Below are 12,516 nucleotides of genomic sequence, written 5' to 3' on the forward strand. Positions count from 1 at the left end.
GCTTAGCAGCATCATCAGCTTTATGGAAGATATCTACCATGATACCGTGAAGCTTCTCATCCACTTCCTCAGCTGTCCAGGAAAGTCTCATGGAGTTCTGGCTCATCTCAAGAGCAGAAGTAGCAACGCCGCCGGCGTTAGCTGCCTTACCAGGCATAAACAGAACACCATTCTCCATCAGATAGCTTGTAGCATCAAGAGTAGTAGGCATGTTAGCACCCTCAACTACATATTTGCAGCCGTTAGCAACCAGTGCCTTAGCACCCTCAAGAGGAAGCTCATTCTGAGTAGCACATGGAAGGTATACATCACATTTAATGTTCCAGATTCCAAGTCCCTCTGTATAGGTAGCACCCTCAACACGGTCAGCATACTCTTTGATACGACCACGTTTTACTTCCTTAATATCCTTTACAATATCAAGCTTGATTCCCTCTGGATCATATACATATCCGTTGGAATCGCACATAGCAACAACCTTGCCGCCAAGCTGCTGAGCCTTCTCAACTGCGTAGATAGCAACGTTTCCGGAGCCTGTAACGATGAAGGTCTTGCCATCAATAGAATCATTATGTGCTTTCATGATCTCATCAAGCATATAAACAACACCATATCCGGTAGCCTGTGTACGAATCAGGGATCCGCCGTAGGTAAGTCCCTTACCTGTAAGAACACCCTCATATAATCCGCGGATTCTCTTATACTGTCCAAATAAATAACCGATCTCACGTCCGCCTACACCGATATCTCCTGCAGGAACATCAGTATCAGCACCAATATATTTAGAAAGCTCTGTCATAAAGCTCTGGCAGAATGCCATAACCTCTCTGTCAGATTTACCCTTCGGGTCAAAGTTGGAACCACCTTTACCACCGCCAATGGGAAGTCCGGTAAGGGAGTTCTTAAAAGTCTGCTCAAATCCAAGGAATTTTAAGATACCCTGGTTAACTGACGGATGGAAACGAAGACCACCCTTGTAAGGTCCGATTGCACTGTTGAACTGTACACGGTAACCCTTATTAACCTGAACAACGCCCTTGTCATCTACCCACGGAACACGGAAGGAAATGATTCTTTCCGGCTCAACAAGACGTTCCAGAAGAGACATGCTGCGGTATTCTTCTTCATTCTTGTCGATTACGACTTTCAGGGAATCCAGAACCTCTTTTACTGCCTGATGAAACTCCGGCTCGCCAGGATTCTGTGCTACGACTCTTTCATATACTTCTTCAGTGTAAGACATTGTAATTCCTCCTCATCCTGAGTATGTAAAATTTTTTCAACGTCGCTATTATACACTAAAGCGCTAAAAAAGAAAAGAGTTTTTTTCGGATTTCCAAAAATTTCATAGGGGCTTGCGAAAATCAGCCAAATATGAGATGATAGAAAACAAGAAACATGCTATGCCGATGCAAAGGAGTGAAAATAAATGAAGACATTTGAGAAATCCAGCAAACTGGATAACGTACTATACGATGTGCGAGGCCCGGTTGTGGATGAGGCAGCCAGAATGGAAGAGGATGGAATGGAGATCCTGAAACTGAATATCGGCAACCCATATCCTTTCGGTTTTTCCGCACCACAGGAAGTAATACTGGACATGCTGAGCAATATCCGTACCTCACAGGGGTATTCTGATTCCAAGGGAATATTCTCAGCGAGAAAGGCAATCATGCAGTATGCACAGCTTCGGGGAATCCCGGGCGTGACCATGAATGATATTTATACAGGTAATGGTGTCAGCGAGCTGATCAACCTGTGTATGCAGGCCCTTTTGGATAATGGGGACGAGATTCTGATCCCGGCACCGGATTATCCTCTATGGACAGCGACTGCTACCTTAGCCGGAGGTAATGTAGTGCATTACATCTGTGATGAGCAGTCAGAATGGTATCCGGATATTGATGACATCAGAAGCAAGATCACAGATAAGACCAAGGCCATCGTTATCATTAATCCTAATAATCCTACAGGTGCGGTATATCCTAAGGAGATCCTGGAGCAGATCGTACAGATCGCAAGAGAGCATGAGCTGATCATTTTCTCCGATGAGATTTATGACCGTTTGATCATGGACGGGTATAAGCATACCTCCATCGCCTCTTTGGCACCGGATGTATTCTGCGTTACCTTTTCCGGACTTTCCAAGTCCCACATGATCGCAGGCTTCCGTATCGGATGGATGATCCTAAGCGGTGCCAAGAATAAGGCGAAGGGCTACATAGAGGGAATCAATATGCTCTCATCCATGCGTCTTTGCTCTAATGTTCCGGCCCAGTCCATTGTGCAGACGGCACTTGGCGGCTACCAGAGTGTGAATGAATACATTCAGCCGGGCGGAAGGGTTTACGAGCAGAGAGACTTTATTTACAAGGCCCTTAATGATATTCCGGGAATCAGTGCTGTGAAGCCTAAGGCTGCCTTCTACATTTTCCCGAAGATCGACACAGAGAAATTCAATATTTACAATGATGAACAGTTCGCTCTTGATTTCCTGCATGAGAAGCAGGTGCTTCTGGTACCGGGTAAGGGCTTTAACTGGAATTCTCCGGACCACTTCCGTGTAGTATATCTGCCGAACGTGCGTCAGCTGGAGAAGGCTATGGGCAAGATGAGAGAGTTCCTGTCCACATATAAACAAAGATAAGCAAGCTTGCATTTTTCAGGGAGGAAGATTTATCGGAAAATTAAAAAGAGAAAGGGGTTTACCATATGGCAGGATTTAACATGAAAGTAACACCGGAAATAGAAAGCCTGACAGGAATCTGTAAGGAGCATACCAGTCTTGATCTGTCACTTTATCAGAAATACGATGTAAAGCGAGGTCTTCGTGATATCAATGGTAAGGGCGTTCTTGCAGGCCTGACTCAGGTTTCCAATGTATGTGCAGTGAAGGTAGTTGACGGCAAGGAGGTGCCCTGTGCAGGAAGTCTTTCCTACAGAGGCTATGACATTAAGGAGCTTACCCGAGGATTTATTGAAGATGACAGATACGGTTTCGAGGAGACTACCTATCTCTTGCTGTTTGGCAAACTTCCCAATGAGACGGAGCTTCAGAGCTTTACCAGGCTTCTGGCGAATCAGAGATCCCTTCCCACCAATTTTGTAAGGGATGTTATTATGAAGGCACCTTCCAAGGACATTATGAATGCCCTGTCAAGAAGTGTACTTACACTTTATTGCTACGATAAGGAGCCAGATGATATTTCTCTTCCGAATGTATTGAGACAGTGCCTGAACCTGATCAGCGTATTTCCGCTTTTATCCGTATACGGCTATCAGGCCTACAACCATTATGTATGCGGCAAGAGCCTTTACATTCACAATCCGAAGAAGGAGCTTTCCACAGCAGAGAATATTCTGCGTATGCTCCGTCCTGACAAGAAGTATTCCCACCTGGAGGCGAAGATCCTGGATCTTGCCCTGATCCTCCACATGGAGCATGGCGGCGGTAACAACTCTACCTTTACCACCCATGTAGTATCTTCCTCAGGTACCGATACGTATTCCGCAATCGCAGCTGCCCTTGGTTCCTTGAAGGGACCGAAGCACGGCGGTGCCAACATCAAGGTTGTAAGCATGTTCCAGGATCTGAAGAAGCATGTTAAGGATATTTCCGATGAAGAAGAGGTAAGAGAGTATCTGCGCAAGCTCCTCCATAAGGAAGCCTTCGATAAGAGAGGTCTTATCTATGGTATGGGACACGCTATCTACTCTGTATCCGATCCCCGTGCCCAGGTTCTCAAGGGCTTCGTAGAGACCCTTGCAAAGGAGAAGGGCCGCATGAAGGAGTACAACCTTTACGCCATGGTAGAGAAAATGGCACCTGAGGTAATTGCTGAGGAACGCCATATTTACAAGGGTGTCAGCGCCAACGTGGACTTTTACAGCGGCTTTGTATACAGCATGCTGGATCTGCCCCTTGAGCTTTATACACCGATTTTTGCAGTGGCGCGTATTGTAGGATGGAGTGCCCACCGAATGGAAGAGCTGATCAACACAGATAAGATCATTCGTCCGGCATACAAGAATGTACTGCCGCCTGCACAATATGTACCTCTTAAGGAGCGTGAATAGAAATGACAGAAGCAACAGAAGCAACAGAAGTTTCATCCTCTCTTATTCTGGAGGGTGGAGGAAACAGAGGCGTATTTACAGCAGGAGCATTGGATTTCCTTATGGAAAAGGATGTGAAATTCCCCTATGTTGTGGGGGTTTCCGCAGGCTCCTGCAATGCCCTTGACTATGTTTCCCATCAGCCGGGGCGCACCAGGGACTGTATGATTGTAGAGGACAAGGAGAATAGCTACATTGCCACCAGGGCTGCCCTTAAGAAGCACCAGCTTTTTGATATGGACATGCTATTTGACAGGTATCCAAATGAGCTCTTTCCCTTTGATTTTGACACCTTTTTCCAGTCCGATATCCAGTGTGAAATGGTAGTGACAAACTGCCTGACAGGTGATGCGGAATATATGTCTGAGAAGCATGACAGGCAGCGGCTGATGGATATCGGAAGAGCCTCCTCCAGCATTCCCCTTGTAAGTCCTGCTGTGGAGATAGACGGAGTTCCCTATCTGGATGGAGGAGTTGCAGATTCCATTCCCCTGATCCATGCCATGGAGAAGGGCTATCGCAAGAATGTGGTGATCCTTACCAGAAATAAGGGCTACCGCAAGAAGAAGCCGGGTAAAAGCACACCTGTCTATGTAGCTGCCTTTCGCCATTATCCGGAGCTTCTGAATACCTTATATAACCGCTACCGCAATTACAACCGGACCCTGGAGCTTATAGAGAAATGGGAGCAGGAGGGACACATTTTTGTAATTCGCCCGGAGCTGCCTGCCGTAGGAAGAGCAGAGACCAATAAGGACAAGCTGATGGATTTTTATCAGCATGGCTATGGGGTAATGAAGGAGCGCTATGAGGAGCTGCAGGCTTACCTGCACAGCTGACAGAATATAAAGAAATAAAGGATGTAACAGAATGTTTGAACGCTTTTTTCCGGATGAATATCTGGATTCAGCATATGTAGTAAACTATAAGAACTTATACCAGGAGGGCTATCGGGGGCTTTTGTTCGACGTTGACAATACCCTGGTTCCTCATGGGGCACCGGCCGACGAGAGAGCCATACAGCTTTTTAAGGAGCTGCGGGACATAGGGTTTTCCTGCTGTCTGGTGTCCAACAATAAGAAAAAAAGAGTTGCACCCTTTGCCAGTTTAGTGGGTGCCGAATATATTGAACTGGCAGCCAAGCCATCCAGAAGAGGCTATGAGAGAGCCATGGAGCGGCTTGGAACAAACTCCGGGAATACGGTATTCATCGGAGACCAGCTGTTTACGGACATTTGGGGGGCTAAGAATGCCGGTCTTCGCAACATTTTGGTGAAGCCTATACACCCGAAGGAAGAGATCCAGATCGTGCTGAAGCGCTATCTGGAAAGAATCGTATTACATTTTTATACCAAGGAGGAGAAGAATTCATGAACCATATTGTGGTTATCGGATTTATGGGTTCTGGCAAGACAAGAGTGGGGAAACGTCTGTCCAGTGACCTGGGACTGACATTTGTAGATGTAGACAAGGTGATCGTCCGCAAAATGAACATGCCTGTGAAGGAGATCTTTCAGAGATTTGGAGAGCCATATTACCGCGCACTGGAGACCATGACCGTGAAGGCACTGATCGAGGACAAGGAGAAGAAAGTAATTTCCCTTGGCGCAGGTCTTCCGATCCAGGAGCAGAATGAGAAATATATCAAACAGCTTGGCACAGTTGTTTACCTGAAGGGTTCTGCAGAAACCTTTCGCAAGAGACTGGAAGGAAATAACAATCCACTTCTGGAAGGAGATAACCAGGAGGAGAAGATCAAGAAGCTTCTGAAGCAGCGCGACCCGATCTATCATAAATTTGCAGATATTGAGGTAGTAACAGGCGTGAAGCCTTTCGAGGAGCTGATCAAGGAAATTGAGAGTAAGCTTCCCTGAGAGTGAGCTGTGAGCCAGTTCCATATCCATGATTTTCAAGAAAAATCTCTCATTATAAAAAAAGTAGTTGAAAAAATGGTACATATATTATAAAATATTGCTAGTCACAAGCACTATAAGGAGGAAAAATTAATTATGATTTCAGCAGGTGATTTCAGAAACGGTGTCACAGTAGAAATTGATGGCAACGTTTGTCAGATCGTAGAATTCCAGCATGTTAAGCCGGGTAAAGGAGCTGCTTTCGTTAGAACCAAATACAAAAACATTATCACAGGATCCGTATTAGAGAAATCCTTCCGTCCTACAGAGAAATTCCCTACAGCACGTATTGAGCGTGTTGATATGCAGTATCTGTACAATGACGGCGGATTATACTACTTCATGAACGTAGAGACATTTGACCAGGTTGGTCTTACAGAAGAGCAGGTTGGCGATTCTCTGAAGTTTGTTAAAGAGAACGAGATGGTTAAGATCTGTTCCCACAATGGCAATGTATTCGCTATCGAGCCGCCGTTATTCGTTGAGCTTGTAGTTACAGAGACAGAGCCAGGATTCGCTGGAAATACAGCACAGGGTGCTACCAAGCCAGCTACAGTTGAGACTGGAGCACAGGTTATGGTTCCTCTGTTTGTTAACCAGGGAGACAAGCTTAAGATCGATACCAGAACAGGTGAGTATCTGTCCCGTGTTTAATGCTTGAATAAGCGTAAGGTTTTGTGTGCCATCGGCGATTGCGCCGGTGGCATATTTTGTATGTGGATAACAGCATGATAAATGTATATTGCTAATCGAATAATTACAGGAGGAGACGAAACATGGAGTACACGACATTAGGAAAAACAGGACTTCAGATTTCAAGGATGGGCTTCGGCGGAATCCCCATTCAGAGAATTGACGCAGAGGGAACCAAGGCACTGATGAAGCAGCTTATGGATGAAGGTGTTAATTACATTGACACTGCAAGAGGCTATACGGTCAGTGAGGAATATCTTGGTTATGCATTGGAGGGAATCCGGGACAAGTTTGTGCTTGCCACCAAGAGTATGGCCAGAACTAAGGATGCTATGGCAGCAGATATTGAGAAAAGTCTTGGAAATCTTCGCACAGACCACATTGATCTGTACCAGGTACATAACCCAAGCATGGAGCAGCTGGATACAGTTGTAGGCGAAGGGGGCGCACTGGAAGCCCTCATGGAAGCCAAGGCAGCAGGCAAAATCAGTCATATCGGTCTTACCGCACATTCCACAGAAGTGTTTGAACGGGCTTTAAGCCTTGACTGGGTGGAGACCATCATGTTCCCATATAATATAGTAGAAAGTCAGGGAGAAGAGCTGATCTGCAAATGCCAGGAGAAAAATGTAGGCTTCATTGCCATGAAACCTCTGGCCGGCGGCGCCATTGAGAACGGAACCCTTGCCCTTCGCTACGTCTGTTCCAATCCTGCTGTTACTGTGGTAATCCCGGGAATGGCAGAGGTATCGGAATTAGAAGAGAACATTAAAGCATGCGCAGACACCACACCCCTTACCCAGGCAGAGCTTTCCGAAATGGAAGGAATCCGCTATCAGCTCGGCACCAATTTCTGCCGCCGCTGCAATTACTGCGCCCCCTGTACCGTAGGAATCAGCATTCCAAACGCCTTCCTTTTCGCAGGCTACCTGGAACGCTACAACCTTGCAGATTGGGCACGGGACCGTTATGGAAGCCTTGGGGTAAAAGCATCCGCCTGCGTAGGCTGCGGCAAATGCGAAACCAGATGTCCATACCATCTTCCAATCCGGGAAATGCTGAAAAAGGTGGCCGAGGAATTCGGAGAATAGAACCAGGTGACATGTTCGCTCTACAAGTAAGTCCCGGAAGCATTGAATCCTCAATACTTCCGGGGCTCCTGGAAAAAACAGGCTGTTATTATTTACCATTCTTCTTTTCGTTTTTCAACAACAACCTTACATCTTTTCTTATAGAAAGCGATACCGTAAAGTGTTATATCGTGGCGTCCGTCATTTCTCAAATACTCATAATATCTCCGGCTCTTAATTTGCTCAATCGCTTTTGCACAGGCCTTATCTAAGCCTGATATGTCTTTTGAATACTTAAGCTCAAAGACAATCCCTGCATCTGGATTTTCCGGTTTAATAATGATATCTGCAAAGCCTTCCCCAGCCTCCACATTTGACCGAACCACCCAGTTCGTGTTTCCAATCAGCAAGCCTACCAAAAACGTATGATAAGAACTCTCCTTTTCTTTTTCCGGTGCTTTCGTGTCAAAGACACTGATGGAATTACTAAGAGTCCGATTTAAATATTGTTCTATTGATGATACATTTCCTTCTTCAACAGACTTCCAGAAAAAGGTTAATTGTTCCGTATTCGCACGTACTTTTTTATCAAACCATTCCTGTATTTGAACCTTATAGACCTCTTTCACTTCTTTATTGGGAATGACCAGCTTATATGCGCCCTGGTCTGTGATTCCGGCTTGGGTCAGATAGCCTGTGGTAAATAAAACACTCCAGATATTTTCAATGCTATTGTCAATCTCATCGTAGGTCAATTCCAATCTGACATTTTTTTCAATAGGCTCGCCTGCAACCAAACGCTCGATTTCATCCTGGGTTGTCTTGTTTGCCCTGGTGATGAAATTTTTGACAAGAATGTTTCCGCTGGTATTGATCCAGTAGCACTGTGGCATTGCTGTTGGATTCTTACAAAGGAGATCTACATGATTGATCACATCCCATGGACAATAAATATCTGCAGCTCCAAAATGGTAACCATCGTACCACTCTTTTATTTCAGGCAAATGCCCTTCCAAATGATAGGTCTTCAGCAGTTTGCTTACTTCCTCTTCAGTGAAACCAAATTGTTCATCAAAGCGAACATCTGTAATGGACAAAACCTTGAAATTATTCAGACCAGTGAAAATACTCTCCTTCGAAACACGCAGACATCCGGTTAAAACTGCAAACTGCAGGAACTGGTTGGTTTTCAGAGCATCTCCGAATAACGCGCGAAGCAGTGACAGCATTTCCTGGTAATAGCCGTTTTGATATGCCTTGTCCAAAGGAACATCATACTCATCAATCAAGATGATGGTCTTCTGCCCATAATAGTGAAACAACAATTCCGATAATGTCTGCAGTGCCGCTTCAAGGGTTTCATCATCCATCAAATATTTGCCGCTGCTCATTTGAACCAATGCACCATATCTGGCTTTTTCATTTTCTGTCAGTCTGTCACTGTCTTTCAGAAAATGGAATCGCTCTGCCTCCAGAGCAACTAACTTAACCAGCTTCGCTTTCGCTTTTGCAAAGGTTTCGCCCTCGACACCTTTTAATGTAAGAAATATTACAGGAAACTTCCCAAGATATTCTTCCACAAGATCCTTTCTTTGTGAAATATTAAGTCCCTCAAATAAGGTGCTATCAGCCCCGATTTCGAAAAAATAACGGAGCATACTCATGTTCAGTGTTTTTCCAAAACGCCGGGGTCTTGTAAACAGATTTACCTTTCCCCAGTTGTCAAGAAGCTGTTCAATCAATTTCGTTTTATCAATATAGTAAAAACCAAGTCGGCGAATCTCCCGAAAATCTTCAATGCCAACCGGAAGCTTCAGCAATGCCGCCATATTTTTCACGCTCCTTCCCAAAGCTATATTCCCGAGCTCAAAATGTCTCCCATGTATTTTGATTTTATCATCTGAAGGAATAAATGGCAAGATGAAGCCCCAGAAACTATCCCTTGACAACCTGAAGCCGTTTGCCTTATAATAAACCAAAAGCGCAACCGCTTAAACTTCGTCTGCGTACCAGAACTACCTATTATAATCCATTTAGGGCTTGTACTGGTTTCGACGGGGGTTTTGAAGTTGTGGAAGCCATCCGCAGTCTCCCGAACTGCGTAATAACGGGAAATTCTAAATATAAACGCTGACGATCAGTTAGTAATGGCAGCCTAAGTGCTGCCCGTCAGTCCTGTTGCACTCACACCTCAGGAGTCTGGCGTCGACCTTGTGAGAAACCTTGCCGGGTAAGCTTTGCCCCGGCAGATGTATTATGAAGCTACTGAAGCAGTAAGCCTGTCGGTGGGCGTGCTGCGGAGGGAATGTTAATACAGCGACTGTGATGGGAGATGCCGCAAGGGATAGACTTTCGGACGCGGGTTCAATTCCCGCCAGGTCCACTTAAGAGACAAGGGTGTTTATTATGGCACCCACAGGGCAAGCCCCGGAAACATTGAACTTGGATGTTTTCGGGGCTTTTTTCTACAAATTTGCAATCAACTCTATTTATTAATAAAACCAAAGTCCCAAAGGAGAAGTGCTATGAACAAAATTCTTATACATCAATTTGGTCCAATTTGCGAAGCTGAAATAGATTTAGATAAAAAAATGCAGGTATTTATAGGCACTCAGGCATCTGGGAAAAGTACAGCCTGTAAAGTTATTTACTATTGCCAGAAGATAAGGGATTATACGCTGGAATTCTTAATGGATGGTGCACAGTATACAGACAATCACAAAAATGAATATTTTAATAATTATATGAAATATCTGACCAGACAGTTTATGGGATGCTTCGGCAAAACCACACACATGCAAAACTTCAAGATAGAGTACTTTTTTGGAGAAAAGAAAATAGAAATCACTCTGAATAAAGATGGATATGTCCGCTTTCGCTTTGCTGAAAATTTAAAATATGCATTAAATGAACTGATATATGAAGCATCTGTAATGTTTTTGGCAACGCTAAACAGTGAACAAATTAATTCCATAATCGATAATATTACTGCTCTGGCAATGCTGAAACAGCAGTTCAAGGAACGTTTGTATAAGCTTTTTGAAAATAATGCGGACATTATCTATATCCCCGCAGGAAGAAGTCTTCTGGCCACCATGTCAGAGCAGCTGCATGATTTTTCTATTTCAGATATGGATCTGACAATGCAGGATTTTATCAATCTGATCAGAAATACAAAAAGCAAATTTGGAAGCAAAATTCCGGAAATTGTAAAAGACTATACTAAAACTGTAAAAGGTCAAATTAATAATATTTCACTTGACACAGCATACAGTCTCATAAAAGATATTTTTAAAGCGGATTATACCAGCGAAATGGATGGAGAAAAAATTTACTTTGATGAAAGACATTGGGTAAAACTGATGTATGGTTCCTCCGGGCAGCAGGAGGTACTGTGGATTCTGATGCTGGCCTTTATCATTATTCTGGAAAAAAAGAAGAGCTTTGTAATTATAGAAGAACCGGAAGCACATTTATTTCCAATTGCCCAGAAAAATGTTGTAAGCCTGATTTCTTTGATGGTTAACTCCACAGATAGCAGAGCAATTATTACAACACACAGTCCATATATTTTAACATCTTTAAATATCCTGTTGTATTCGGACAAGATTGAAAATGGACCAAAGAGTAAAGGTACGGTAGTTATTGCAAAAAATTTACGTGTTAATTATAAGACATTTGCTGCTTTCAAACTGGAAAATACAAGATCAGGATTAAGCAGCATGGAAAACCTGCTGGATGAAGAAAGCCATATGATCAGTACTGATTATATTGATGAAGTTTCATCAATCACAAATTCGGAACTGGAGCGCTTACTGGACAAGGAGATGGATGAATGATATGTAATAAAGTGGAAAAATGCATAGAAGAACAGCTTGTCAATCAAAAGACTACTGCATGTGTAAATAAAAACATTGAGTGTATTGAAGTATCCGATAATCGCTCAAGGATAAAGTGTGAGGAACGCAAGAAAAAATACATCCTGGAGAATACCCGGAAAGATCATGTGATTTTATATAAAATGGATGGCGGTATAATTCCACAGGATAAATCAGTCCCGCCGGGAATCTGCAAATGTGATTATTTATTTGTACTTGGAGGACAGGAATGTGAGGCTATTTTAACAGAACTGAAAGGCGTGGACGTAGCTCATTCATTAAAACAGATTGACGGAACATTATCACAGTTTAAAGCTTTGTTTTCCGCTTTTAACCATGTATATGCAAGAATAATAGTGGCTTCATCCACTCCAAACATAAAAGCAAGCCCGAATTACGTCAATTTGGTCAAAAAGCTGCGAAATAACTACAGAGGAAATCTTAAGATTGCAGAGAAGCAGTTGGTGGAGAAAGATGTTGATTTATTGAAATGAGTTATTTCGATACACATTTTGGATGGTTCGGCTTTCTGTTCATCGAATGAAAACAAGATAAAAATATCTTTTTTTAGAAAATAGTAAAATTATGAGGAAAAATGGAATTTCGGTTGTATAATAAGATAAGAGATAATTCTTAATTATCAATAAATTCACAAAGGAAATTAACTAATGAGAGGAAAACTTATTTGCTTATTTGGCATAGATGGCAGTGGGAAGTCTAGTCTTCTTGAAATATTAAATAAAAGTAAATTAACTTGTTGTGCTAGATAAAATAAATATAAAGAAACTTCAACAAAATGTGCTATCCTATTTGTAGGGAATACAATGAAAGGAGGCATCATTATGT

12 protein-coding genes and 1 other RNA gene are annotated in these 12,516 nt (G+C 43.3%); 10 read left to right on the forward strand and 3 right to left on the reverse strand.

The genetic code is table 11. The features are described from left to right. A partial coding sequence (gdhA, locus tag OCV70_RS15375; protein WP_262579849.1) for an NADP-specific glutamate dehydrogenase occupies positions 1-1,243 on the reverse strand: 1,243 nt, incomplete at its 3' end. Between the two features lie 186 nt (positions 1,244-1,429). Between gdhA and OCV70_RS15380 the strand changes: the two genes are divergently transcribed. The 7 genes from OCV70_RS15380 to OCV70_RS15410 all read left to right on the forward strand — a co-directional run bounded on the left by OCV70_RS15380 (position 1,430) and on the right by OCV70_RS15410 (position 7,813). Further along, positions 1,430-2,647 carry an aminotransferase class I/II-fold pyridoxal phosphate-dependent enzyme gene (locus tag OCV70_RS15380; RefSeq protein WP_021926721.1) on the forward strand — a complete coding sequence of 406 codons (1,218 nt, stop codon included), beginning with the start codon at positions 1,430-1,432 and terminating at the stop codon, positions 2,645-2,647. A 65-nt stretch (positions 2,648-2,712) separates the two neighbouring features. Further along, a complete protein-coding gene (locus OCV70_RS15385; protein ID WP_173765405.1) occupies positions 2,713-4,077 on the forward strand; it encodes a citrate/2-methylcitrate synthase in 1,365 nt (454 codons plus the stop codon). Positions 4,078-4,079: 2 nt separating this feature from the next. Further along, positions 4,080-4,955: a patatin-like phospholipase family protein gene (locus OCV70_RS15390; RefSeq protein ID WP_195587398.1), complete on the forward strand. Its 876-nt coding sequence runs from the start codon at positions 4,080-4,082 to the stop codon at positions 4,953-4,955. A gap of 31 nt (positions 4,956-4,986) precedes the next feature. Further along, a complete protein-coding gene (locus tag OCV70_RS15395) occupies positions 4,987-5,490 on the forward strand; it encodes a YqeG family HAD IIIA-type phosphatase (RefSeq protein WP_195587397.1) in 504 nt (167 codons plus the stop codon). After that, a complete protein-coding gene (locus OCV70_RS15400) occupies positions 5,487-5,990 on the forward strand; it encodes a shikimate kinase (protein ID WP_117854211.1) in 504 nt (167 codons plus the stop codon). The genes OCV70_RS15395 and OCV70_RS15400 overlap by 4 nt, the downstream gene beginning before the upstream one ends. Before the next feature lie 135 nt (positions 5,991-6,125). Further along, on the forward strand, positions 6,126-6,683 hold the full coding sequence (gene efp / locus OCV70_RS15405) for an elongation factor P (RefSeq protein WP_021926717.1): 558 nt from the start codon (positions 6,126-6,128) through the stop codon (positions 6,681-6,683). A 122-nt stretch (positions 6,684-6,805) separates the two neighbouring features. Further along, positions 6,806-7,813: an aldo/keto reductase gene (locus OCV70_RS15410; protein ID WP_195587396.1), complete on the forward strand. Its 1,008-nt coding sequence runs from the start codon at positions 6,806-6,808 to the stop codon at positions 7,811-7,813. A gap of 92 nt (positions 7,814-7,905) precedes the next feature. On the opposite strand, the gene OCV70_RS15415 is transcribed toward OCV70_RS15410, so the two are convergent. Beyond that, a complete protein-coding gene (locus OCV70_RS15415) occupies positions 7,906-9,621 on the reverse strand; it encodes an AAA family ATPase (RefSeq protein ID WP_021926715.1) in 1,716 nt (571 codons plus the stop codon). 207 nt (positions 9,622-9,828) lie between these two features. Between OCV70_RS15415 and ssrA the strand changes: the two genes are divergently transcribed. The 3 genes from ssrA (at position 9,829) to OCV70_RS15430 (ending at position 12,164) form a co-directional block, all read left to right on the forward strand. After that, positions 9,829-10,178: a transfer-messenger RNA gene (gene ssrA, locus OCV70_RS15420) on the forward strand. Positions 10,179-10,317: 139 nt separating this feature from the next. Then, positions 10,318-11,631, forward strand: coding sequence for an AAA family ATPase (locus OCV70_RS15425; RefSeq protein WP_117854214.1), 1,314 nt, complete (start codon positions 10,318-10,320; stop codon positions 11,629-11,631). 11 nt (positions 11,632-11,642) lie between these two features. Next, on the forward strand, positions 11,643-12,164 hold the full coding sequence (locus tag OCV70_RS15430) for a hypothetical protein (protein ID WP_262579851.1): 522 nt from the start codon (positions 11,643-11,645) through the stop codon (positions 12,162-12,164). 167 nt (positions 12,165-12,331) lie between these two features. Here OCV70_RS15430 and OCV70_RS15435 read toward each other — a convergent pair. After that, positions 12,332-12,516: hypothetical protein (locus tag OCV70_RS15435; protein WP_262579852.1), on the reverse strand; the 185-nt coding region annotated here is incomplete at its 5' end.

The organism is Blautia acetigignens, assembly GCF_025566865.1.
Lineage (GTDB): Bacteria > Bacillota > Clostridia > Lachnospirales > Lachnospiraceae > Blautia_A > Blautia_A acetigignens.

Bases quoted from the DNA above. Each gene is read 5' to 3' on its own strand.
- OCV70_RS15380 (WP_021926721.1), top strand. From the start codon at position 1,430: ATGAAGACATTTGAGAAATCCAGCAAACTGGATAACGTACTATACGAT.
- OCV70_RS15385 (WP_173765405.1), top strand. From the start codon at position 2,713: ATGGCAGGATTTAACATGAAAGTAACACCGGAAATAGAAAGCCTGACA.
- OCV70_RS15390 (WP_195587398.1), top strand. From the start codon at position 4,080: ATGACAGAAGCAACAGAAGCAACAGAAGTTTCATCCTCTCTTATTCTG.
- OCV70_RS15395 (WP_195587397.1), top strand. From the start codon at position 4,987: ATGTTTGAACGCTTTTTTCCGGATGAATATCTGGATTCAGCATATGTA.
- OCV70_RS15400 (WP_117854211.1), top strand. From the start codon at position 5,487: ATGAACCATATTGTGGTTATCGGATTTATGGGTTCTGGCAAGACAAGA.
- efp (WP_021926717.1), top strand. From the start codon at position 6,126: ATGATTTCAGCAGGTGATTTCAGAAACGGTGTCACAGTAGAAATTGAT.
- OCV70_RS15410 (WP_195587396.1), top strand. From the start codon at position 6,806: ATGGAGTACACGACATTAGGAAAAACAGGACTTCAGATTTCAAGGATG.
- OCV70_RS15415 (WP_021926715.1), bottom strand. From the start codon at position 9,621: ATGGCGGCATTGCTGAAGCTTCCGGTTGGCATTGAAGATTTTCGGGAG.
- OCV70_RS15425 (WP_117854214.1), top strand. From the start codon at position 10,318: ATGAACAAAATTCTTATACATCAATTTGGTCCAATTTGCGAAGCTGAA.